The organism is Variovorax endophyticus, from assembly GCF_025376855.1.
Taxonomy (GTDB): Bacteria; Pseudomonadota; Gammaproteobacteria; order Burkholderiales; family Burkholderiaceae_C; genus Variovorax.
Genome location: NZ_JAHUTH010000010.1, coordinates 95,433 through 119,772, shown reverse-complemented (window position 1 = coordinate 119,772; position 24,340 = coordinate 95,433). Strand labels below are relative to the sequence as shown.

The following is a 24,340-nucleotide window of genomic DNA, read 5'->3' as shown; positions in this document are numbered from 1 at the left end:
TGGTCCCGGCGCGGTCTGCGGCCGCTCCGGATTCGTGAAAATGTCACATTAAGAAATCTATACGCACTATTTGAAATTACAGTATTTCTGTGCGACACTCCGCGCGCTCACACGCAGAGCGCCTAAATTACGCCCACAGCCCCAAAAGGAGAGACAAGCATGTCGGCAAATCCCGAGAAGCAATTCGGCCCGGCCGCGAACGACGCGGATTCCCAGGAAACGCGCGAGTGGATGGACGCCTTGTCCGCCGTGATCCAGAGCGAGGGCCCCGAGCGTGCGCACTTCCTGCTCGAGCAACTCCTCGAACATGCCCGCCAGAACACGGTCGACATGCCGTTCTCGGCCAACACGGGCTACGTCAACACCATCGAGCCGTCGCAGGAAGCCCGCAGCCCCGGCAACCTCGAGATCGAACAGCGCCTGCGTGCCTACATGCGCTGGAACGCGATGGCGATGGTGGTCAAGGCCAACCGCCACCACCCGCCCGAAGGCGGCGACCTCGGCGGCCACATCGGCTCCTTCGCTTCGCTGGCCAGCATGTTCGGCGCCGGCTTCAACCACTTCTGGCACGCCGAGAGCGAGAACCACGGCGGCGACCTGCTCTACATCCAGGGCCACGTCTCGCCCGGCATCTACGCGCGCGCCTACCTCGAAGGCCGCCTGACCGAGGAGCAGCTGCTCAACTTCCGCCAGGAAGTCGACGGCAAGGGCCTGTCGAGCTACCCGCATCCCAAGCTGATGCCCGAGTTCTGGCAGTTCCCCACGGTGTCGATGGGCCTGGGCCCGCTGATGGCGATCTACCAGGCGCGCTTCCTCAAGTACCTGCATGCCCGCGGCATCGCCAACACCGAGAACCGCAAGGTCTGGGTGTTCTGCGGCGACGGCGAGATGGACGAGGTCGAGTCGCTGGGCGCCATCGGCCTGGCGGCGCGCGAGAACCTCGACAACCTGATCTTCGTCATCAACTGCAACCTGCAGCGCCTCGACGGCCCGGTGCGCGGCAACGGCAAGATCATCCAGGAGCTCGAGGGCGAGTTCCGCGGCGCCAACTGGAACGTGGTCAAGCTGATCTGGGGCAAGGGCTGGGACGCGCTGCTCGAGAAGGACCATGACGGCGCGCTGCGCAAGATCATGATGGAGTGCAACGATGGCGACTACCAGTCGTTCAAGGCCAACGACGGTGCCTACGTGCGCAAGAACTTCTTCGGCCGCGACCCGCGCACCTTGAAGATGGTCGAGCACATGAGCGACGACGAGGTCTGGAACCTGCAGCGCGGCGGCCACGATTCGCAGAAGGTCTACGCGGCCTTCCACGCGGCCCAGAACCACCAGGGCCAGCCCACCGTGCTGCTCGTCAAGACCGTCAAGGGCTTCGGCATGGGCAAGATCGGCGAGGGCAAGAACACGGTCCACCAGACCAAGAAGCTCAACGACGACGACATCCGCGCCTTCCGCGACCGCTTCAACATCCCGATCCCCGACAGCCAGATCGCCGAGCTGCCGTTCTACAAGCCGGCCGACGACACGCCGGAAATGAAGTACCTGCACGAGCGCCGCAAGGCCCTGGGCGGCTACCTGCCGCACCGCCGCGTCAAGGCCGAGGAGAGCTTCACCGTGCCCGCGCTCGAGACCTTCAAGGCGGTGCTCGAGCCCACGGCCGAGGGCCGCGAGATCTCGACCACGCAGGCCTACGTGCGCTTCCTCACGCAGTTGCTGCGCGACCAGGCCCTGGGCCCGCGCGTGGTGCCGATCCTGGTCGACGAGGCGCGCACCTTCGGCATGGAAGGCCTGTTCCGCCAGGTCGGCATCTACAACCCGCACGGTCAGCAGTACACCCCGGTCGACAAGGACCAGGTCATGTACTACAAGGAAGACAAGGCCGGCCAGATCCTGCAAGAGGGCATCAACGAGGCCGGCGGCATGTCGAGCTGGATCGCGGCGGCCACGTCGTACAGCACGAACAACCGCATCATGGTGCCGTTCTACGTGTACTACTCGATGTTCGGCTTCCAGCGCATCGGCGACCTGGCCTGGGCGGCCGGCGACATGCAGGCGCGCGGCTTCCTGCTCGGCGGCACCTCGGGACGCACCACGCTGAACGGCGAAGGCCTGCAGCACGAGGACGGCCACAGCCACATCCTGGCCAACACCATCCCGAACTGCGTGAGCTACGACCCGACCTTCGCGCACGAAGTCGGCGTGATCCTGCACCATGGCCTCAAGCGCATGGTCGAGAAGCAGGACAACGTCTACTACTACCTCACGCTGCTCAACGAGAACTACCCGATGCCCGGCCTGCAGCCCGGCACCGAGGAACAGATCATCAAGGGCATGTACCTGTGCAAGCAGGCGCCGACGGTCAAGGCGGCCAAGGGCAAGGAAGCCCCCACCGTGCAACTGCTGGGCTCCGGCACCATCCTGCGCGAGAGCTTCGCGGCGCAGGAACTGCTCGAGAAGGACTGGGGCGTGAGCGCCGGCGTCTGGAGCTGCCCGAGCTTCAACGAGCTGACCCGCGACGGCCAGGACGCCGACCGCTGGAACCTGCTGCACCCGACCGAGGAAGCGCGCGTGCCCTTCGTGGCGCAGCAGCTCGGCGGCAGCACCGGCCCGGTGGTCGCCTCGACCGACTACATGAAGGCCTACGCCGAGCAGATCCGTCCCTTCGTCCCCAAGGGCCGCAACTACAAGGTGCTGGGCACCGACGGCTTCGGCCGCAGCGACTTCCGCAACAAGCTGCGCGAGCACTTCGAGGTCAACCGCCACTACATCGTGGTGGCCGCGCTCAAGGCCCTGGCCGAGGACGGCGTGCTGCCGGCCGCCAAGGTGGCCGAGGCGATCAAGAAGTACGGCATCAATGCCGACAAGGTGAACCCGCTCTACGCGTAATCACGATTCCCCACAACCAAGACGCGCCTTCCGGCGGGAGACAAACGATATGGCAGCAGTGGAAGTCAAGGTACCCGACATCGGCGATTTCGATGAAGTCGCTGTGATCGAGGTGCTGGTGAAAGTGGGCGACACGGTCAAGCCCGAGCAGTCGCTCATCACCGTGGAGTCGGACAAGGCCTCGATGGAGATTCCGTCGTCGTCCGCCGGCGTGGTCAAGGAACTCAAGGTCGAGGTCGGCAGCAAGGTGAAGGAAGGTTCGGTGGTGCTGGTGCTCGAGGCCGAAGGGGCCGGCCAGGCCGCCGCGCCGGCGCCCGCGGCCGCACCCGCGGCCAGCGCGCCGGCATCCGCCGCCGCGGCACCCGCACCCGCTGCGGCGGCTGCACCGGCCGCCGCCGCCGGCCCGGTCGACGTGAAGGTGCCCGACATCGGCGACTTCAAGGACGTCGCGGTCATCGAGGTGCTGGTCAAGCCCGGCGACACCATCAAGGTCGAGCAGTCGCTGATCACGGTCGAATCGGACAAGGCCTCGATGGAGATCCCGTCGTCGGCCGCCGGCACGCTCAAGGAACTCAAGGTCAAGGTCGGCGACGTCGTCAACATCGGCGACCTGATCGCGGTGATCGAAGGCGCCGCCCCCGCTGCGGGCGCCGCGCCCGCACCGGCGCCGGCTCCCGCGGCGGCCGCTGCGCCCGCCACGGCTTCGGCCTCCGCGCCCGCACCGGCTCCGGCTGCTCCCGCGCCGGCCGCCGCCGCGCCGCACGATCCCACCAGGAGCCCGTCGGCCGGCCTGCCGCATGCCTCGCCCTCGGTGCGCAAGTTCGCGCGCGAACTCGGCGTGCCGCTCGAGGAGGTCAAGGGTTCCGGTCCCAAGGGCCGCATCACGCAGGAAGACGTCCAGGGCTTCACCAAGGCCGTGATGAGCGGCCAGGCCACCACCAAGGCTTCGGCCGCGGCCAAGCCCGCGGCCGGTGGCGGTGCCGACGGCGCCGCGCTGGGCCTGCTGCCCTGGCCGAAGGTCGACTTCACGAAGTTCGGCACGGTCGAGCGCAAGGACCTGTCGCGCATCAAGAAGATCAGCGGCGCGAACCTGCACCGCAACTGGGTGATGATCCCGCACGTCACGAACAACGACGATGCCGACATCACCGAGCTCGAAGCCTTCCGCGTCGCCACCAACAAGGAGAACGAGAAGTCGGGCGTGAAGGTCACGATGCTGGCCTTCGTGATCAAGGCGGTGGTCTCGGCGCTCAAGAAGTTCCCCGAGTTCAACACCAGCCTCGACGGCGACACGCTGGTCTACAAGCAGTACTTCCACATCGGCTTCGCGGCCGACACGCCCAACGGCCTCGTGGTGCCGGTGCTGCGCGATGCCGACAAGAAGGGCATCCTGCAGATCAGCCAGGAGATGGGCGAGCTCGCCAAGAAGGCGCGCGACGGCAAGCTCGGCGCGGCCGACATGCAGGGCGGCTGCTTCTCGATCAGCTCGCTCGGCGGCATCGGCGGCACGCACTTCACGCCGATCATCAACGCGCCCGAAGTGGCCATCCTCGGCCTCTCGAAGAGCGCGATGAAGCCGGTGTGGGACGGCAAGCAGTTCGTGCCGCGCCTGACGCTGCCGCTGTCGCTGTCCTATGACCACCGCGTGATCGACGGTGCCTCGGCGGCGCGTTTCAACGCCTACCTGGGCCAGGTGCTCGCCGACTTCCGCCGCGTGCTGCTATGAGCGCCGAGGCTGCTTCGGCGGCCGCTGCGCCCCTGGCGAACCGGCGCGAGGCCCCATGACCACGGTCGTGGCCGTCCGCAAGAACGGCCAGGTCGCCATGGCGGCCGACGCGCTCGTGACCTTCGGGGACACGCGGCTCACGCACCGGCAGGAGGCGAACCAGAAGATCTTCTCGATCGAGGACGCCGCCGGCCACAGCCTGTTCGCGATGGCCGGCGCCGCGGCGCACTTCCTGGTGCTGCAGCATGCGCTGGCCGCGCAGCCGCGCGAGTCGCTGCTGTTCGGCAGCAAGCACGAGGTGTTCCGCACCTTCACGATGCTGCATCCGGTGCTCAAGAGCTCGTTCTTCATGGAGACCAAGGAAGACGACCACGAGCCCTACGAGTCGAGCCAGTTCACGATGCTGCTGGCCAACGCGAGCGGGATCTACGGCATCTACAGCTACCGCGAGGTGTTCGAGTTCAAGCAGTTCTGGAGCATCGGCTCGGGACGCAGCTTCGCGCTCGGCGCCATGCATGCGGTGTACGACCAGAAGTCGCGCTCGGCGCGCGACGTGGCGGAGGCGGGGATCGCCGCCGCCTGCGAATTCGATCGCAATTCGGCCGGACCGGTCGACTCTCTCACACTCAAACTGAAAGTGTCCAAATGAGCGAACAACAAATCAAGGTGCCCGACATCGGCGACTTCGACGAAGTGGCGGTGATCGAGGTGCTGGTGAAGGTGGGCGACACGGTGAAGGCCGAGCAATCGCTGATCACGGTCGAATCGGACAAGGCCTCGATGGAGATTCCGTCGTCCGCGGCCGGCGTGGTGAAGTCGCTGGCGGTGAAGGTGGGCGACAAGGTCAAGGAAGGCTCGGTGGTGTTGACGCTGGAGGCGGATGCCGCCGCCGCGCCCGCGCCGGCTGCAGCGGCCCCGGCGCCCGCCGCCGCGGCGCCCGCGCCCAAGGCCGCGGCGCCCGCACCGGCCCCGGTCGCGGCACCCGCGGCCTCGAACTACGGCGGCAAGGTCGACGTCGAGTGCGACGTCATCGTGCTCGGCGCCGGCCCCGGCGGCTACTCGGCCGCCTTCCGCGCCGCCGACCTTGGCCTGAAGGTCGTGCTGATCGAGCGCTACGCCACCCTCGGCGGCGTCTGCCTCAACGTCGGCTGCATCCCCTCGAAGGCGCTGCTGCACGTGGCCTCGGTGATGGACGAGGTCAAGCACTTCGCCGACCTCGGCGTGAGCTTCGCCGCGCCCACGGTCGACCGCGCCAAGCTGCTGGGCCACAAGAACAAGGTGGTGGGCAAGCTCACGAGCGGCCTCACCGCCATGGCCAAGATGCGCAAGGTCACGGTGCTGCGCGGCGTGGGCAACTTCGTCGACCCGCATCACATCGAGGTCGAGGAGACCTCGGGCACCGGCTGGGACACCACCGGCAGCAAGCAGACCGTGAAGTTCCGCAGCGCCATCATCGCCGCCGGCTCGCAGGCCGTGAGCCTGCCCTTCATGCCGAAGGACCCGCGCGTGGTCGACTCCACCGGCGCGCTCGAACTCGGCACCGATCCCAAGCGCATGCTGATCCTGGGCGGCGGCATCATCGGCCTCGAGATGGGCACGGTGTATTCCACGCTCGGCGCGCGCCTCGACGTGGTCGAGATGCTCGACGGCCTGATGCAGGGCGCCGACCGCGACCTGGTGAAGGTCTGGCAGAAGATGAACGCGCCGCGCTTCGACAACCTCATGCTCAAGACCAAGACGGTCGGCGCCGAGGCCACGAAGGAGGGCATCAAGGTCACCTTCGAGGGCGAGAACGCGCCCAAGGAACCGCAGGTCTACGACCTGGTGCTGCAGGCCGTGGGCCGCAGCCCCAACGGCAAGAAGATCGGCGCCGAGAAGGCCGGCGTGGCCGTCGGCGAACGCGGCTTCATTCCGGTCGACATCCAGATGCGCACCAACGTGCCGCACATCTTCGCGATCGGCGACATCGTCGGCCAGCCGATGCTGGCCCACAAGGCGGTGCACGAGGCGCACGTGGCGGCCGAGGTGATCGCGGGCGAGCTCAAGGGCGACAAGGAGTTGGCGAGCGCGGCCTTCAATGCCCGCGTGATCCCGAGCGTGGCCTACACCGACCCCGAGGTGGCGTGGGTGGGCCTGACCGAGGACCAGGCCAAGGCCGAAGGCATCAAGGTCAAGAAGGGCCACTTCCCGTGGACCGCCTCGGGCCGCGCGATCGCCAACGGCCGCGACGAGGGCTTCACCAAGCTGCTGTTCGACGCCGAGACGCACCGCATCCTCGGCGGCGGCATCGTCGGCACCCATGCCGGCGACATGATCGGCGAGATCGCGCTGGCCATCGAGATGGGCGCCGACGAGATCGACATCGGCAAGACCATCCATCCGCATCCCACGCTGGGCGAGAGCATCGGCATGGCGGCGGAAGTGGCGCACGGCACCTGCACCGACCTGCCGCCGCAAAAGCGCTGAGGGGTCGGGGGCCGCCTCGCGGCCTTCGCCCAAAACAAAAAAATCCCGCGGCTGCGGGATTTTTTTCGTCCCGGCCCCAGTGCGAAGTGGGCCGAAGGAGGGGAATTCAGTCGCCGGTGCGGGCCGACGCCGCGGCGGCGCGGATCTCGTCGTTCGATCCGCCGCCGAGCACGCGGCGGGCGCCGTCGAAGCGGCGGCTCCAGTAGCTGCCGTTCATGTCTTCCACGCGCACCTGGGCGCCCGAGCGCGGCGAGTGGATGAACTTGCCTTCGCCGACGTAGATGCCCACATGGCTGAAGGCGCGGCGCATGGTGTTGAAGAACACGAGGTCTCCGGGCTTGAGTTCGCTGCGGTCGATCTTCTCGGTGGCGGCGGCCTGTTCTTCCGCGCGGCGCGGCAGCATGTGGCCGACCGTCTGGTTGTACATGGCGCGCACGAAGCCGCTGCAATCGAAGCCGGTGTCTTCCGAATTACCGCCGCGGCGGTACGGAACACCGAGGAAGCCGATGGCGGTCATCACGAGATCGGAGGTGCGCTCGGTGACGGTCTGGCGGACTTGCCTCAGTTGCCCCACCAGGCCTTTTTCGGCCAGGAGTTGGCCGACTTCGTCGGTCCGGTCCGATGGTTGGGGAGCTGCATGGGCAGCGACGGCAATCAGGAGGGACGCGGGTAGGACGAAAAAACGCATGGCGCGTAGGATATTGATGACGGCTGGCACTGTCAATTTGATCTGAATTAGAGATTGTGCCGCCAACCCGTTGATTTATTTGAAATTTTTGAATCATCGGACAACTAAAATGTAACGGTCGACCCGTGATGCCGGATAAACAGTTCGGCCTCCAAGACCCTTCGAAGTCGACAACTGTCTTCATGTGGGTTTGAAAAACCGCCAAGATCATTCGTTTTGCGGGGAAAACACATGAAATCGCTCTCCAGGCCCTCTCGCCGCGTCCTCGGCCGTGTTTTCGTCATGTCGGGTTTGATCTTTGGCGCGGCCGCCATGGCACAGGGTCGATCTGAGACCGTGGCTTCGGGGCTCGAAAGTCCCTGGGGCGTGGGCTTCCTGCCGGGCGACCGTTTCGTGGTCACCGAGAAGCCCGGGCGCATCCGCATCGTGGCCAAGGACGGCAAGCTGGGCGCGCCGCTGGCCGGCCTGCCGGCCATCGCGGCGGGCGGGCAGGGCGGCCTGCTCGACGTGCTCGTCGACGCGGACTTCCGCAGCAACCGCACGCTGTACTTGTGCTTCTCGGAGCCCGATGCCGGCGGCAGCGCCAACAGCACCGCGCTTGCGCGGGCGCGGCTGTCATCCGACGACACCCGGCTCGAGAACCTGCAGATCATCTTCAGCCAGAAGCCCAAGGTCGCGAGCCGCGCGCACTTCGGCTGCCGCATCGTCGACCGCGGCGACGGCACGCTCTATCTCACGCTGGGCGACCGCTTCAGCCGCAAGGAAGATGCGCAGCGGCTCGACAACCACCTCGGCAAGATCGTGCGCATCCGCAAGGACGGCAGCGTGCCCGACGACAACCCCTACGCCGGCCGGCCGGGCCCGCTGCCCGAGATCTGGAGCTACGGCCACCGCAACGGGCAGGGCGCCACGCTCGGGCCCGACGGCCGCCTGTGGATGACCGAGCACGGCCCGCAGGGCGGCGACGAGATCAACATCGCGCAGGCCGGCCGCAACTACGGCTGGCCCGTGATCACCTACGGCGAGAACTACGGCGGCGGCAAGATCGGCGACGGCATCACGGCCAAGGAAGGCATGGAGCAGCCGCTGCACTATTGGGTGCCCTCGATCGCGACCTCGGGCATGGCCTTCCTGACCAGCGACCGCTATGGCGCCGCATGGAAGGGCAACCTCTTCGTCGGCTCGCTGAAGTTCGGCTACCTCGACCGCATCGAGCTCAAGGACGGCAAAGTGGTGGCCGAGCACAAGCTGCTCGAGGACGGGCGCGCGCGCATCCGAGACGTGAAGCAGGGGCCCGACGGGCTGCTCTACGTGCTGACCGACGAGTCGAACGGCAAGCTGCTGCGGCTGCGGCCGAACTGAGCGTCAGCCGGGGCAGCCGGGCAGCGACAGCGTCGGCAGCATCCGCTGCCACAGGCGCCGCCATTCGGGCCAGTCGTGGCCGCCCTCGGTGGTGAAGACGCGTTCGGCCGGCAGCGCACCGGCCAGCAGCCGGTGACTGAAGGCGAAGCGGTCGTCGAGGCCGTAGCCCAGGTAGAGCGGCGGCCGCGCGCCCGCCGTCTGCGTGTAGCCCGCGTAGCCGCGCAGCCATTGCCAGAGCTGGGTTTCGTTCGGCGTGCGCGGGGTGGCGGCGCCGCTGTCGAGCGGCCCGTTCCACTTCGCGAGTCCGCCCGCGTTGGCGATGTCGGTGCTCAGCGTGCGTTCGCCCAGGTAGGGCGCGATCGCCACCACGCCGGCCACTTCGCCCGGATGCGTCTGCGCGTAGAGCAGGCCGCCGAAGCCGCCGAGCGAGATGCCGACGATCCAGATCTGGCGGTAGCCCTGGCGCCGCGCGGGGGCGATCACGTCGGCATCCAGCCGCTGCAGCACGGTCCTGTCGTTGTAGTAGCCGAGGTGCGCGTCGACCAGCATCGTGTCGACCGCGAGCCGGTTCTCGCGCACCGCCTCGACGAAGCCTTCGCGCTCGAACTCGTCGGGCGTCGAATAGGCGCCCGGCAGCATCACGAGCAGGGTGTCGGCCTGGCGCGTGCAGCGCTGGGTTTCGAGCACGGTCGCCAGCGGCACCGTGCTCTTGCGCACGCCGCCGCAGCCGGCCACCAGCAGCACGGCACCGATGCCGAGAGCCGCGAGGCAGAGCCGCTTCGTCAGGACTTTCATCCCGCCGAGTCTAGGCCTGGGCGCGGTGAGGCTTGGGCAGTTCGACCATCACCGGCTGCCCGGGCGTGGAGCAGCCCGTGTCGCAGCACTTGCCGGGCTGGCGGTTGCGCGTGATCGCGCGCTGCGGATCGTGCGGCGCGGCCGCGGGCGAGCCGTCGGCGGCGATGCCGCGCTCCAGCAGCCGCTCGACCAGCTCCACCTTCGAGCCCACCGGGTAGTGGCGCCAGATCTCCTGCTTCATCGCGGCGGGCGAACCGCCGCCGTGCAGGCTGATCACGCTGTACCAGCCGCCCTGGTAGCCGGCCGTCAGGTCCTCGATGAAGCGGGCCGCCTCGATGCGCTGTTCGTAGGGCACGGCCGGATTGGCGCGCAGCACGTCCGACAGCCGCGCCGCGGTCTCGGGGTTGTGGTCCTCGTCGGGGCCGGGCAGGGTGACGATCAGGCCGCCGCTCACGGTGTGGGCGATGCGGTGCATGTCGTAAATCCTGGTCGCGAGCAGCAGCTTGCCGATGTTGCTGAACACCGGGTCGGGCATGAAGACCGGGCAGTGCTCGTCGGCCTTGCCGTAGACGCTGGCCGCCACGCCGCAGGCGAAGAAGCCCTCGGTGATGCTGATGAGCTCGACCATCTGCTCGCGCAGGTGGCTCTCCTTGCCCGGGTCGAAGCCGTTGGCCTCGCACATCAGCGCGCCGGCGCCGATCAGCAGGTCGCCGAAGCCCGCGCGCGCGCCGATGCAGCTGTGGCGGTGGTGGGTGGCGTAGCTGTAGGTGAGGTGGCCCGAGTGTTCCCAGCTGCCGTCGGAGCCGTCGTAGAACACGCGCTCCCACGGCACCAGCACTCGGTCGAAGATGCACACGCCGGTGCTCTGGCCGTACTTGCGGCTGAACAGGGCGTCGCCGTGCTCGAGCTTCTCGCCGGGCCGGCCGGCCGGTCGTGCCACGATCGTCAGGCCCGGCGCGTCGAGCGGCACCGCGCAGCAGACGGCGAAGTCGGCGTCCTCGCGGCCCATGTTGCGGCAGGGCATTACAAGCAGCTCGTGCACGTAGGGCGCGCCGGTCACGATGGCCTTGGTGCCCGAGATCACGATGCCGCGCGCGTTGCGTTCCACCACGTGCACGTAGCTGTCGACGTTGGCCTGCTCGTGCGGCCGGCGGCTGCGGTCGCCCTTGGCGTCGGTCATGGCCACGCCCAGGGTCAGGTCCTGGTCCTGGACGCGGTGCAGGTACTCGAGGAAGCGTGCCGTGTGCTCGCCGCCGCCGCGCGCGTCGTCGATGCGCGCCGACACCTGGGCGATCGCGTTGAGCGCGTCGTGCGTGAGGTAGCGCTGCGCGCAGCCGGTTTCCTGACACACCAGCCGCACCGCCTCGAGCTTGTTGAGCAGGTCGCCGGCGCTGGTGTTGAGGTGCGAGAGCCGGTTCACGCGCTTGCCGCTGGTGTGCTGTACCGCGGTCATCAGCGGTTCGTACTGCGCCTTCAGCGCATGGTCGTAGGTCAGCGCGATGGCGTTGATGCCGGGGCGGAACGCGGGCTCGTCGGCCACGCTCTCGACGCGCCGGCCATCGACGTAGACGACGGGCTTGTAGCGGCGCAGCGATTCGCGGTAGTCGGCGCCGGACATCAGCGCGGCCGAGGGGAGCGGGGCGTTCATCGTGGGTGTCTCCGGTGGTTGTCGTGCGGGCCGGATCGGGCCGGCTCCGCTAAATTTAAACACTGTTCAAAAAATTGATCAACCGTTAAGAAAAATGAGCAACACTTAAAAGAAGGGCTACAGTCCAGCCCATGCAGGCCAAGCTCCAACGACGACAGACCCTGAGCGATGCGCGCCGCGCGCTGGTGCTCGACGCGGCGCGGGCCGTGTTCTCCGAGGCCGGCATCGAGGGCGCGAGCATTCGCGAGATCGCGCGTCGCGCCGGCTACACGCCCGGTGCCATCTATTCGTACTTCGAGAGCAAGGAGGCGATCTACGCCGCGCTGCTCGACGAATCGCTGCTGCGCCTGCGCACCGCGGTGGGGGAGGCCGAGGCCTTCGCGGAGCGGCCCGCGCTGACATTGGCGTCCAAGGCGCGGGCCTGGTTCGGCTTCTACGCGGCCCATCCGCGCGAGCTCGACCTCGGCTTCTACCTGGTGCACGGCATGCGGCCGCGCGGCCTGACCAGCGAGCTCGACCATGCGCTCAACGACCGGCTGAAGGAGGCGCTCGACCCCTGCGAGGAAGCGCTGCGCGCCATGGGCCTCGATGCCGCCGAGGCGCTGCGCGAGAACACCGCCCTGTTCGCGCACGGCGTGGGCCTGCTGCTGATGCGGCACACCGGGCGCATCCGCATGTTCGGGCAGTCGGCCGATGCGCTGTTCGAGGCCTACATCGGGCAGCTCGTGGCCCGCGTGCGGCCGGCGGTGGCCTGAGCCGGCGTTTTCGGTGTTAGTTTCCAGGGTCCAGGACGCACGGCGTCCCCGCAACCCTCAGAAGAAAGAACCTCGCCCATGCTGCTCGACGCATCCCAATCCCAACTCGTGCTGGTCGACTATCAGGCGCGACTGATGCCGGCGATCTTCGAGTCGGAGGCGGTCGCGCAGAACGCGGTCCGCCTCGGCAAGATGGCCCGGCTGTTCGATGTGCCCGTCTTCGGCACCGAGCACAACCCGTCCAAGCTCGGCGAGAACCTGCCCGATATCCGCGCGCTGTGCCGCCGCACGCTGCCGAAGATGCACTTCAGCGGCGTCGAGGAGGGGCTGGGCGAATGGCTGCGCGTGCCGGCGAAGGCGCCGCAGGGCAATGCGCGCAGCCTGCCCAAGCACCTGCAGAAGCCGGCCGCGCCCGCCGAGGAGCGCAACACCATCGTCATCGCCGGCTGCGAAGCCCATGTCTGCCTGCTGCAGACCGCGCTCGACCTGCTGGAGGACGAGTTCGAGGTCTGGGTCGTCACCGATGCTTGCGGTTCGCGCACCGAGCGCAACCGCGACGCCGCCTTCGACCGCCTGGCCGGCGCGGGCGCCGAACTGGTGACGACGGAGATGGTCGGCTTCGAATGGCTGCGCACGGCCGAGCACCCGGCCTTTCCGGAGCTGCTCGCGCTGGTGCGCTGAGCGCGCCGGGCGTCAGTCCTGCCGCACCTCGCTCGCGAGCAGCGGCATGCCGAGTTCGCGCAGGGCCTGCTGGATCTGCGCCACTGGTGCCTGGCGCACCGTCATTCCTGTCTCCACCGCGATCGCGGCGGCCACGCCCGCGGCCTGGCCGGTCGCCATGCAGGCCGGCATGTTGCGCGACCGCGCATGGGCCTCGTGGTTGGCCGAGATGCAGCGGCCCGCGACCAGCAGCTGCTCGATCCGCTTCGGCAGCAGGCAGCGGTAGGGGATCTCGTAGGGCGGCATGCTCTGGAAATCGACGTCGCCGCCCTTGGGGTCGTGGATGTCGAGCGCCGAAGTGTCGGCGGCGATGCTGTCCTCGAAACGGGTCTCGCCGCGCGAGTCGGGGCCGGTCAGCGTGTATTCGCCCTCGATGTGGCGCGTTTCGCGCACGCCCAGGATCGGCGAGACCTGCCCGAGCCGCGCCTGCTCGAAGCCCGGCACGCGCTCGCGCAGGAAACGGCACACGCCCTCGATCTGGCGATAGCACTCGAGGATCGCGCCCGTGAACTGCGCCGGCGAGAACACGTCGACGCCGAGCACGCGCGTGGCATTCACGTACATCTGGCCGTCGGCCGTCTTCAGCGTGATGTTGTCGCGCTGCAGCTTCACGCCGGTTTCGTCCTGGAAGCGCCGCAGCATGCCGTTGAAGCCGGTCAGCCACAGGCCGTAGGCCAGCCCTTCACGGTCGCGCGGGATGGCGCGCGCGGGCACGTCCTCGCAGTCGCGGGCCCAGTCGGCCAGGCGCTCGAGGTCGACGTTCTTCATGATGAAGTACATCGACACCGGCTGCATGCGGGCCTCGGCTTCGCCCGAACCCATCACGAACGGGGCGCCGGCCTTGGCCGCCATGTCGGCATCGGCCGAGCAATCGATCAGCACCTGGGCCGCGATGAACTGGCGCCCGGCCTTGCTCTCGATGAACACGCCCTTGACCGTGCCGTCCTCCACCCGCGGCGCGGAGACGAAGGTCTCGAACAGGATCTGCACGCCGGCCTCCACGCACAGGCGCGTGAGCAGCATCTTCATGACCTCGGGATCGGTCGGCGAGGCGATGCGCACGCCGCCGGTCTTGGTGGTGGCCATGTAGTCCTCGCCGGCGCCGCCGGCCGAGCGCGCGAGGTTCCAGATCTCGAGCGGGATGCCGCCGATCAGCGAGCCCGAGGGCTTGGTGTTCAGGCCCAGCGTGAGGATGCCGCCGAGCGAGCCGAAACGCTCGATCAGCACGACCTTGCGGCCGCGCCGCGCGGCGGCGATGGCCGCGACCGGGCCCGTGGTGCCGCCGCCGACGATGACGATGTCGGCCTCCATCAGCACGGGAGTCTGGCGGGCGGGTTCTTGGATGGTGCTCTGTGTCACTGCGTTGCTTTCCTGGGGTGGGTGGGAATGGAGGGGAGGGCGGTCAATCGAGCTTGGCGCCCGATTCCTTGATGGCCTTGGACCACTTCGCGATCTCGCTGCGGTTCCAGGCCGCGAACTGCTCGGGCGTGTTGCCGACCACGATCGCGCCGGTGGCCGCCAGCTGCTTCTGCAGCTCGGGCAGGCGCAGCACCGCGACCATGTCGTTGTAGATCTTGTCGGCCACCGGCTTGGGCGTGCCCGCCGGCACCAGGGCGCCGATCCAGGACACGGCCTCGAAGCCCGGCAGGCCGGATTCGGCGGCGGTCGGCACCTCGGGCAGTGCGTCGACCCGCTTCAGGCTGGTCACCGCCAGCGGCTTGAGCCGGTTCGACTTCACATGCGGCATGACGGCGACGATGTTGTCGAACATCAGCCCGATCTGCCCGCTGAACATGTCGTTGTAGGCCGCGGGCGTGCCCTTGTAGGCCACGTGCAGCAGGTCGGTGCGGGTCTCCGCCTTGAACATCTCGCCGGCCAGGTGGTTCGAGGTGCCCACGCCGCCCGAGCCGAAGTTGAGCTTGCCGGGATTGGCGCGCGCGTACTCGACCAGTTCCTTGACGTTGTTGGCCGGCACCGAGGGGTTGGCCACCAGCACCAGCGGCGTGATGGTGACCAGCGTCAGTGGCTGGAAGTCCTTGAGGTAGTCGTAGTTGAGCTTGGTGTAGAGGGTGGTGCTGATCGCGTTGGCGACGGTACCGAAGAAGATCGTGTAGCCGTCGGCCGGCGCGCGCGCGGCGAGTTCGCTGCCGAGGTTGCCGCCCGCGCCGGGCTTGTTGTCGATGACCACCGGCTGGCCCCATTTCTCCGACAGCTTCTGTCCCACGGCGCGCGCCACCACGTCGGTGGCGCTGGCGGCCGGGAAGCCGAACAGGATGCGGACCGGCTTGGTCGGCCACGGGGTGTCGGCGAAGGCCGGGCTGCCGGCCAGGCCGGCGAGGGCGGCGGCCACGGTGGCCGCGAGCAGGCTTCTCTTGCGCATGGTTTGTCTCCTGGGCTTTGGATCCATGGGGCGGTCTTGCTTGCGCCCCTGTTCATTCAGAGCTTCAATGCTATGGTGCTATATAGCACTTGTCAACTTCGGAGGCGGGTAGCATCGCGTCCCATCACCTCATGAACGAACTCGACAGCCCAGCTTCCGACGATCCCCTGGGTGCCTACACGCACCCGGGCGCCTCGGGCCTGGCCAAGTACGCGCAGTTGCGCGAAACCCTGGTGACCGCCATCCGCAGCGGCTACTGGCGTCCTGGCAGCCAGCTGCCGGCCGAACGCGAACTGGCGCGGCGCACCCGCTACAGCCTCGGCACGGTGCAGCGCGCGCTGCGCGAGCTGGCCGACGACGGCATCGTGGTGCGTACCCATGGCAGCGGCACCTATGTGGCCGAGGGGCGCGGTGCCATCGATGCGCCGCTGCACCTGCGCTTCCTCGGCGACGAGGGCGGCGCGGCCAGCTTCCTGCCGCTCTACCCCAAGGTGCTGTCCCGCGCACGGGTGCCCGAGCGCGGTCCCTGGTCCGACTGGCTGCGGCTCGGCGGCGAGGACGTGGTGCGCATCTCGCGGCGCATCAGCGTCAACCACGAGTTCAACGTGTTCAATCGGCTCTACTTCAGCGCGGCGGCGTTTCCCGGCATCGCCTCGGCGCCGCTGCCCAGCCTCGACGGCGCCAACCTCAAGCAGTTGCTCGGCACCGAGGGCCACATGCCGGTGACGGAAATGCGCCAGCGCGTGTCGTTCGTGGTCTTCGGCGACGAGGCGAGCGGCGTGCTCGAGGTGCCGCCCGGCACGCGCGGCATGCTGCTCGAGAGCGCGGCCATGGCGGGGCGCCAGCCGCTGTACTTCTTCGAGTCGTTCATTCCGCCGAACGAGCGCCGGCTCGACGTTTCCTGAGCGCGCGGCAGGCCTGCGTCAGTTCCGCGCAAGCGCGCCTGCCGATGATCTTCGAGGACGGGCCGAGGCGCGCGTCCGCAGAAATACAAGCACGAGAGACAGGAGACAGCATGCCGAACTACGAAGAATTCCACCGCCGGTCGATCGACGCGCCCGAGGCTTTCTGGGCCGAGCAGGCCCGGCTCATCGACTGGCAGAGCCCGCCGCAACGGATCCTCGACGCGAGCCAGCCGCCGTTCGCGCGCTGGTTCGTCGGCGGCAGCACCAACCTGTGCCACAACGCCGTCGACCGCCACCTGGCCGAGCGCGGCGACCAGCCGGCGCTGATCTTCGTCTCGACCGAGACCGGCACCGAGAAGAGCTACAGCTTCCGCGAGCTGCATGCCGAGGTGCAGCGCACCGCCGCCAGCCTGATCGACCTGGGCGTGGGCCGCGGCGACCGCGTGCTGATCTACATGCCGATGATTCCCGAGGCCGCGTTCGCGATGCTGGCCTGCGCGCGCATCGGCGCCATCCACTGCGTGGTGTTCGGCGGTTTCGCGAGCGGCTCGCTGGCCACGCGCATCGAGGACGCCGAACCCAAGGTGGTGGTGAGCGCCGACGCCGGTTCGCGCGGCGGCAAGGTGATCGCGTACAAGCCGCTGCTCGACGAGGCGATCCGCCTGTCGAGCCACAAGCCCGGCGCGGTGCTGCTGACCGACCGCGGCCTGGCCCCCATGGCGCTGGTCGCGGGGCGCGACCACCTGGCGAGCGAGCTGCGGCAAAAGCACCTCGACGCGCAAGTGCCCTGCGCCTGGCTCGAGTCGACCGAGATCAGCTACACCATCTACACCAGCGGCACCACCGGCAAGCCCAAGGGCGTGCAGCGCGACGTGGGCGGCTACGCGGTGGCGCTGGCCGCGAGCATGAAGCACATCTTCGACGGCCGGCCCGGCGAGACCTACTTCTCCACCAGCGACATCGGCTGGGTCGTAGGCCACAGCTACATCGTCTACGGCCCGCTGATCGCCGGCATGGCGACGGTGATGTACGAGGGCCTGCCCACGCAGGGTCTCGACGGCCAGCCCGACGGCGGCATCTGGTGGCGTCTCGTCGAGAAGTACAAGGTGACGGTGATGTTCAGTGCGCCGACCGCGGTGCGCGTGCTCAAGAAACAGGATCCCGCACTGCTCAAGAAGTACGACCTCTCGACCTTGCGCGCGCTGTTCCTGGCCGGCGAGCCGCTCGACGAGCCCACCGGCCGCTGGATCGCCGAGGGCCTGGGCGTGCCGATCATCGACAACTACTGGCAGACCGAATCGGGCTGGCCGATCATCACCATCGCCAACGGCGTGGAGAAGAAACCCAGCAAGTTCGGCAGCCCGGGCGTGCCGATGTACGGCTACAAGGTGAAGATCCTGCACGAGTCGACCGGCGAGGAACTGACCGCGCCGAACGAGAAGGGCGTGGTCGTGGTCGAGGGGCCGACGCCGCCGGGCTTCATGCAGACCGTGTGGAGGGACGACGCGCGCTTCGTCAACACCTACTGGAAGAGCGTGCCCGGCAAGATGGTCTATTCGACCTTCGACTGGGGCATCCGCGACGAGGACGGCTATTTCTACATCCTCGGGCGCACCGACGACGTGATCAACGTGGCCGGCCACCGGCTCGGCACGCGCGAGATCGAGGAAAGCATCTCGGGCCACGCGGGCGTGGCCGAGGTCGCGGTGGTGGGCGTGGCCGACGCGCTCAAGGGCCAGGTCGCGATGGCCTTCGTGGTGCCCAAGGACGGGCGGGCCGCGAGCGACGAGGCGCTGGCGCTGAAGCTCGAGGGCGAGATCATGAAGACCGTGGCCGACCAGCTCGGCGCGCTGGCCCGGCCGGCGCGGGTGCGTTTCGTGGGCGGGCTGCCCAAGACCCGCAGCGGCAAATTGCTGCGCCGCGCCATCCAGGCGGTCTGCGAGGGCCGCGATCCGGGCGACCTGACGACCATCGACGACCCCGCCACGCTGCAGCAGATCAAACTGTTACTTAAGCCAGCCTGAGTTCCCCGCCTGGGGGGTTGTGCATCCGCTTTCAACCGTCATATGGTTGGCGTGGCACAATCGCCCTGTACTCAGGCCCTTCCCCAGCCACAGTCGCATCCGCCAATCGGTTCAGCCGTGTCGCGGAAGGTTTCTTAAACCAGCTCGTGCTTCCCACAGGGAAGCGAAGGTCAGCGCAATATGAGCGATTCATCGACTCCATCGGTGTATGCCGCCTACCAAGGCAACACCTATCTCTTCGGCGGCAACGCGCCCTATGTCGAGGAGATGTACGAAAACTACCTCGCCAACCCCGGCAGCGTGCCCGACAACTGGCGCACCTACTTCGACGCGCTGCAGCACGTCCCCGCCGCCGACGGCACCAACACCCGCGACGTTCCGCACCAGCCGGTCATCAATGCCTTCGCCGAACTGGCGAAGCAGGGCACGACCAAGGTCGTGCAGGCCAGCGGCGCCGACTCCGAACTCGGCCGCAAGCGCACCGCCGTCCAGCAACTGATCGCCGCCTACCGCAACGTCGGCGCCCGCTGGGCCGACCTCGATCCGCTCAAGCGCGCCGAGCGTCCCGCCATTCCCGAACTCGAGCCCTCGTTCTACGGCTTCACCGACGCCGACCTCGAGACGGTGTTCAACACCAGCAACACCTTCTTCGGCAAGGACACCATGTCCTTGCGCGACCTGCTCAACGCACTGCGCGAAACGTACTGCGGCACCATGGGTGCCGAGTACATGTACACCACCGACCAGAACCACAAGCGCTGGTGGCAGCAGCGGCTCGAGAGCGCCCGCACCAATCCCCAGCTCAGCGCCGAGCAGAAGAAGCACGTGCTCAACCGCCTGACCGCGGCCGAGGGCCTCGAGCGCTTCCTGCACACCAAGTACGTCGGCCAGAAGCGCTTCTCGCTCGAAGGCGGCGAAAGCTTCATCGTCTCGATGGACGAGCTGATCAACCAGGCCGGCGCCAAGGGCGTGCAGGAAATCGTGATCGGCATGGCCCACCGCGGCCGCCTCAACGTGCTGGTCAACTCGCTCGGCAAGATGCCGGCCGACCTGTTCGCCGAGTTCGACCACACCGCGCCCGAAGACCTGCCCAGCGGCGACGTCAAGTACCACCAGGGCTTCAGCTCGGACGTGACCACCCCCGGCGGCCCGGTCCACCTGAGCCTCGCGTTCAACCCCTCGCACCTCGAGATCGTGAATCCCGTGGTCGAAGGCTCGGTGCGCGCGCGCATGGACCGCCGCGCCGATCCGCAGGGCAAGCAGGTGCTGCCCGTGCTGGTGCACGGCGACGCGGCCTTCGCGGGCCAGGGCGTCGTGATGGAAACGCTGGCGCTGGCCGAGACCCGTGGCTACTTCACGGGCGGCACGGTGCACATCGTCATCAACAACCAGATCGGCTTCACCACCAGCGACCCGCGCGACAGCCGCTCGACGCTGTACTGCTCGGACATCGTCAAGATGATCGAGGCGCCGGTGCTGCACGTGAACGGCGACGATCCCGAAGCCGTGGTGCTCGCCACCCAGATCGCGCTGGACTTCCGCATGGAATTCCAGAAGGACGTGGTCGTGGACATCATCTGCTTCCGCAAGCTGGGCCACAACGAGCAGGACACCCCCTCGCTGACCCAGCCGCTGATGTACAAGAAGATCGCCCAGCATCCCGGCACGCGCAAGCTGTACGCCGACAAGCTGGCCGCGCAGGGCCTGGGCGACACGCTCGGCGACGACATGGTCAAGGCGCAGCGCGCCGCCTTCGACGAAGGCAAGAACACGGTCGACCCGGTGCTGACCAACTTCAAGAGCAAGTACGCCGTCGACTGGAGCCCGTACCTCAACAAGAAGTGGACCGACGCCGGCGACACCGCGATCCCCACCTCCGAGTGGAAGCGCCTGGCCGAGAAGATCACCACCGTGCCGCAAGGCTTCACGGTGCATCCGCTGGTCAAGAAGGTGCTCGACGACCGCGCCGCCATGGGCCGCGGCGACGTCAACGTCGACTGGGGCATGGGCGAGCACATGGCCTTCGCCTCGCTGGTGGCCAGCGGCTACCCGGTGCGCCTGTCGGGCGAGGACTCGGGCCGCGGCACGTTCACGCACCGCCACGCCGTCCTGCACGACCAGAACCGCGAGAAGTTCGACGAAGGCACCTACACGCCGCTGTCGAACGTGGCCGACAACCAGGCCCCGTTCGTCGTGATCGACTCGATCCTGTCGGAAGAGGCGGTGCTCGCGTTCGAATACGGCTACGCCTCGAACGACCCGAACACGCTGGTGATCTGGGAAGCCCAGTTCGGCGACTTCGTGAACGGCGCGCAGGTCGTGATCGACCAGTTCATCGCCTCGGGCGAAGTCAAGTGGGGCCGCGTCAACGGCCTCACGATGATGCTGCCGCACGGCTACGAAGGCCAGGGCCCCGAGCACAGCTCGGCGCGCCTCGAGCGCTTCATGCAGCTGAGCGCCGACACCAACATGCAGGTGGTGCAGCCGACCACGGCCAGCCAGATCTTCCACGTGCTGCGCCGCCAGATGGTGCGCAACCTGCGCAAGCCGCTGATCATCCTCACGCCCAAGTCGCTGCTGCGCAACAAGGACGCGACCTCGCCGCTGGCCGAGTTCACCAAGGGCAGCTTCCAGACCATCATTCCGGAAAGCAAGCCACTCAAGGCCGAGAAGGTCAAGCGCCTGATCGCCTGCTCGGGCAAGGTCTACTACGACCTGGCCAAGAAGCGCGAGGAGAAGGGCGACGAGGACGTGGCGATCATCCGCGTCGAGCAGCTCTATCCGTTCCCGCACAAGGCCTTCGCGGCCGAGATCAAGAAGTACCCGAACCTCGTCGACGTGGTGTGGTGCCAGGACGAACCGCAGAACCAGGGCGCCTGGTTCTTCGTGCAGCACTACATCCACGAGAACATGCAGGAAGGCCAGAAGCTCGGCTACGCCGGCCGCGCGGCCTCGGCCTCGCCGGCCGTCGGCTACTCGCACCTGCACCAGGAACAGCAGAAGGCACTGGTCGATGCCGCCTTCGCCAAGCTCAAGGGCTTCGTGCTGACCAAGTAATAGAACGATCTTTTTTCAACACGAACGACCCGCTCGGGCGCACGCGGCTTGGCCGCGGCGCCCGATCCCCCACGAGGGGCAGGCCGGGCGAAACCCGGCCCCAGGGGCACACACAAATCAAAGCGGAGCAAACTCCAAATGTCTATCGTCGAAGTCAAAGTCCCTCAGCTGTCCGAATCGGTGGCCGAAGCCACCATGCTCACCTGGAAGAAGAAGGCCGGCGAAGCCGTCGCCGTCGATGAAATCCTGATCGAGATCGAAACCGACAAGGTCGTGCTCGAAGTGCCGGCGCCCGCCGCCGGCGTGCTGGCCGAGATCGTGCAAGGCGACGGCGCCACTGTCGTGGCCGACCAGCTGATCGCGAAGATCGACACCGAAGGCAAGGCCAGCGCCGCGGCCCCGGCCGCCGCGCCCGCCGCCGCCGCCCCGGCACCCGCCGCCGCGCCCGCGGCCGCTGCCGCCGCCGCCGCCGCCGGCGGTGCCAAGTCCGACGTCGCCATGCCCGCGGCCGCCAAGCTGCTGGCCGACAACAACCTCAAGACCAGCGACGTCGCCGGCACCGGCAAGGACGGCCGCGTGACCAAGGGCGACGTGCTCGGCGCCGTGGCCTCGGGTGCCACCGCCAAGGCCGCGCCCGCCGCGATCCCCGCGCCGGCCGCCAAGCCCGCGCTGCCGCAGGTCGCCGCGCCCACCAGCGCGCCGGACCTGGGCGAGCGCCCCGAGCAGCGCGTGCCGATGAGCCGCCTGCGCGCGCGCATCGCCGAGCGCCTGTTGCAGTCGCAGTCGACCAACGCCATCCTCACGACCTTCAACGAGGTCAACATGGCGCCCGTCATGGACCTGCGCAAGCGCTTCCAGGACACCTTCACCAAGGAACACGGCGTCAAGCTCGGCTTCATGAGCTTCTTCGTCAAGGCCGCGGTGCATGCACTCAAGAAGTACCCGGTGCTCAACGCCTCGGTCGACGGCAACGACATCCTGTACCACGGCTACTTCGACATCGGCATCGCCGTCGGTTCGCCGCGCGGCCTGGTGGTGCCGATCCTGCGCAATGCCGACCAGATGAGCTTCGCCGACATCGAGAAGAAGATCGCCGAGTACGGCAAGAAGGCCCAGGAAGGCAAGCTCGGCATCGAGGAGATGACCGGCGGCACCTTCTCGATCTCGAACGGCGGCACCTTCGGCTCGATGCTCTCGACCCCGATCATCAACCCGCCCCAGTCCGCGATCCTCGGCGTGCACGCCACCAAGGACCGCGCCGTGGTCGAGAACGGCCAGATCGTCATCCGCCCGATGAACTACCTGGCGATGAGCTACGACCACCGCATCATCGACGGCCGCGAAGCCGTGCTGGGCCTGGTCGCCATGAAGGAAGCGCTGGAAGACCCGTCGCGCCTCCTGTTCGACATCTGATCGGAGGCACGAACAGATGGCCAACAAACAATTCGACGTCATCGTCATCGGCGGCGGCCCCGGCGGCTACATCGCCGCCATCCGCGCGGCGCAGCTCGGCTTCAACGTCGCCTGCATCGACGAGTGGAAGAACGGCAAGGGCGGCCCGGCACCGGGCGGCACCTGCACCAACGTCGGCTGCATTCCCTCGAAGGCACTGCTGCAGTCGTCGGAGCACTATGAGCAGGCGAACCACCACTTCGCCGACCACGGCATCAAGGTCGAGGGCCTGGGCATCGACCTCGCCAAGATGCTGGCCCGCAAGGACCAGGTCGTGAAGCAGAACAACGACGGCATCCTGTACCTGTTCAAGAAGAACAAGATCAGCTTCTTCCACGGCCGTGGTTCGTTCGAGAAGTCCGGCGACGCCGGCTACGACATCAAGGTGGCCGGCGCCGCCGAGGAAACCATCACCGGCAAGCACATCATCGTCGCCACCGGCTCCAACGCCCGTGCGCTGCCGGGCGCGGCCTTCGACGAGGAGAACATCCTCTCGAACGACGGCGCCCTGCGCATCGGCGCGGTGCCGAAGAAGCTGGGCCTGATCGGCTCGGGCGTCATCGGCCTCGAGATGGGCTCGGTGTGGCGCCGCCTCGGCGCGGAAGTCACGGTGCTCGAGGCGCTGCCGACCTTCCTCGGCACGGTCGACGAGCAGATCGCCAAGGAAGCCAAGAAGGCCTTCGACAAGCAGGGCCTGAAGATCGAGCTCGGCGTGAAGGTCGGCGAGATCAAGTCGGGCAAGAACGGCGTGAGCGTGGCCTGGACCAACGCCAAGGGCGAGGCCCAGACGCTCGAGGTCGACAAGCTGATCGTCTCGATCGGCCGCGTGCCCAACACCATCGGCCTGAACGCCGAGGCGGTGGGCCTGAAGCTCGACGAGCGCGGCGCCATCGCCGTGGACGACGACTGCAAGACCAGCCTGCCGAACGTGTGGGCGATCGGCGACGTGGTGCGCGGCCCGATGCTCGCGCACAAGGCGGAAGAAGAGGGCGTCGCCGTGGCCGAGCGCATTGCCGGCCAGCACGGACACGTCAACTTCAACACCGTGCCGTGGGTGATCTACACCAGCCCCGAGATCGCGTGGGTCGGCCAGACCGAGCAGCAGCTCAAGGCCTCGGGCCGCGCCTACAAGGCCGGCACCTTCCCGTTCCTGGCCAACGGCCGCGCGCGCGCGCTCGGCGACACGACCGGCATGGTCAAGTTCCTGGCCGACGCGGCCACGGATGAGATCCTGGGCGTGCACATCGTCGGCCCGCAGGCCAGCGAATTGATCTCCGAAGCCGTGGTGGCGATGGAGTTCAAGGCCAGCGCCGAGGACATCGCGCGCATCTGCCACGCGCACCCCTCGCTGTCGGAAGCCACCAAGGAAGCCGCGCTCGCGGTCGACAAGCGCACGCTGAACTTCTGATCCAGCGGCGAGCACGCCGCGGGCGGCCCTTCGCGGGCCGCCCGCGGCCATTCAACCCTTGAGCACCC

17 protein-coding genes are annotated in these 24,340 nt (G+C 68.0%); 12 read left to right on the top strand and 5 right to left on the bottom strand.

Annotated features, from left to right (window positions below; translation table 11 throughout):
- Positions 1-159 precede the first annotated feature (159 nt).
- Genes aceE through lpdA (KV106_RS15285) form a run of 4 tightly spaced genes read left to right on the top strand, consistent with a single transcriptional unit; the run spans position 160 to position 7,078 of the window.
- The gene (gene aceE / locus KV106_RS15300) at positions 160-2,886 is read left to right on the top strand and encodes a pyruvate dehydrogenase (acetyl-transferring), homodimeric type (protein ID WP_057593669.1); all 2,727 of its coding nucleotides are present in this window, start codon (positions 160-162) and stop codon (positions 2,884-2,886) included.
- Positions 2,887-2,935: 49 nt separating this feature from the next.
- A complete protein-coding gene (aceF, locus tag KV106_RS15295) occupies positions 2,936-4,612 on the top strand; it encodes a dihydrolipoyllysine-residue acetyltransferase (RefSeq protein WP_261210932.1) in 1,677 nt (558 codons plus the stop codon).
- 55 nt (positions 4,613-4,667) lie between these two features.
- Positions 4,668-5,261 carry an Ntn hydrolase family protein gene (locus tag KV106_RS15290; protein ID WP_057593671.1) on the top strand — a complete coding sequence of 198 codons (594 nt, stop codon included), beginning with the start codon at positions 4,668-4,670 and terminating at the stop codon, positions 5,259-5,261.
- Positions 5,258-7,078 (top strand): dihydrolipoyl dehydrogenase, encoded by a 1,821-nt coding sequence (gene lpdA, locus KV106_RS15285; protein WP_261210931.1) that lies wholly within the window; start codon positions 5,258-5,260, stop codon positions 7,076-7,078. Before KV106_RS15290 ends, lpdA (KV106_RS15285) begins: the two co-directional genes overlap by 4 nt.
- Positions 7,079-7,184: 106 nt before the next feature.
- Here lpdA (KV106_RS15285) and KV106_RS15280 read toward each other — a convergent pair whose 3' ends face one another.
- A complete protein-coding gene (locus KV106_RS15280; protein ID WP_057597282.1) occupies positions 7,185-7,766 on the bottom strand; it encodes a C40 family peptidase in 582 nt (193 codons plus the stop codon).
- Between the two features lie 282 nt (positions 7,767-8,048).
- Between KV106_RS15280 and KV106_RS15275 the strand changes: the two genes are divergently transcribed.
- Positions 8,049-9,128: a PQQ-dependent sugar dehydrogenase gene (locus KV106_RS15275; RefSeq protein WP_261210930.1), complete on the top strand. Its 1,080-nt coding sequence runs from the start codon at positions 8,049-8,051 to the stop codon at positions 9,126-9,128.
- A gap of 3 nt (positions 9,129-9,131) precedes the next feature.
- Here the strand turns inward: KV106_RS15275 and KV106_RS15270 are convergent, their stop codons facing one another.
- Positions 9,132-9,923, bottom strand: coding sequence for an alpha/beta fold hydrolase (locus KV106_RS15270; RefSeq protein ID WP_261210929.1), 792 nt, complete (start codon positions 9,921-9,923; stop codon positions 9,132-9,134).
- 10 nt (positions 9,924-9,933) lie between these two features.
- A complete protein-coding gene (locus tag KV106_RS15265) occupies positions 9,934-11,571 on the bottom strand; it encodes a 4-hydroxyphenylacetate 3-hydroxylase family protein (RefSeq protein WP_261210928.1) in 1,638 nt (545 codons plus the stop codon).
- A 131-nt stretch (positions 11,572-11,702) separates the two neighbouring features.
- On the opposite strand from KV106_RS15265, the gene KV106_RS15260 reads away from it, so the two are divergent.
- Positions 11,703-12,326, top strand: coding sequence for a TetR/AcrR family transcriptional regulator (locus tag KV106_RS15260; RefSeq protein ID WP_261210927.1), 624 nt, complete (start codon positions 11,703-11,705; stop codon positions 12,324-12,326).
- Positions 12,327-12,404: 78 nt separating this feature from the next.
- Entirely contained in the window at positions 12,405-13,007 is a 603-nt protein-coding gene (locus KV106_RS15255) for an isochorismatase family protein (RefSeq protein ID WP_057597277.1), read from the top strand.
- Between the two features lie 12 nt (positions 13,008-13,019).
- Here the strand turns inward: KV106_RS15255 and KV106_RS15250 are convergent, their stop codons facing one another.
- Positions 13,020-14,405, bottom strand: coding sequence for an FAD-dependent oxidoreductase (locus tag KV106_RS15250; protein WP_216087358.1), 1,386 nt, complete (start codon positions 14,403-14,405; stop codon positions 13,020-13,022).
- A gap of 43 nt (positions 14,406-14,448) precedes the next feature.
- A complete protein-coding gene (locus tag KV106_RS15245) occupies positions 14,449-15,426 on the bottom strand; it encodes a Bug family tripartite tricarboxylate transporter substrate binding protein (RefSeq protein WP_261210926.1) in 978 nt (325 codons plus the stop codon).
- A 131-nt stretch (positions 15,427-15,557) separates the two neighbouring features.
- Here KV106_RS15245 and KV106_RS15240 point away from each other — a divergent pair, with 131 nt between their 5' ends.
- From KV106_RS15240 to lpdA (KV106_RS15220), 5 genes are all read left to right on the top strand, one after another.
- On the top strand, positions 15,558-16,331 hold the full coding sequence (locus KV106_RS15240; protein ID WP_057597274.1) for a GntR family transcriptional regulator: 774 nt from the start codon (positions 15,558-15,560) through the stop codon (positions 16,329-16,331).
- 44 nt (positions 16,332-16,375) lie between these two features.
- Positions 16,376-18,355: a propionate--CoA ligase gene (locus KV106_RS15235; RefSeq protein WP_261210925.1), complete on the top strand. Its 1,980-nt coding sequence runs from the start codon at positions 16,376-16,378 to the stop codon at positions 18,353-18,355.
- A gap of 180 nt (positions 18,356-18,535) precedes the next feature.
- Entirely contained in the window at positions 18,536-21,412 is a 2,877-nt protein-coding gene (locus tag KV106_RS15230; protein ID WP_261210924.1) for a 2-oxoglutarate dehydrogenase E1 component, read from the top strand.
- 138 nt (positions 21,413-21,550) lie between these two features.
- Positions 21,551-22,825 (top strand): 2-oxoglutarate dehydrogenase complex dihydrolipoyllysine-residue succinyltransferase, encoded by a 1,275-nt coding sequence (odhB, locus tag KV106_RS15225; RefSeq protein ID WP_261210923.1) that lies wholly within the window; start codon positions 21,551-21,553, stop codon positions 22,823-22,825.
- A gap of 16 nt (positions 22,826-22,841) precedes the next feature.
- Entirely contained in the window at positions 22,842-24,272 is a 1,431-nt protein-coding gene (gene lpdA / locus KV106_RS15220; protein ID WP_261210922.1) for a dihydrolipoyl dehydrogenase, read from the top strand.
- Positions 24,273-24,340: the final 68 nt, after the last annotated feature.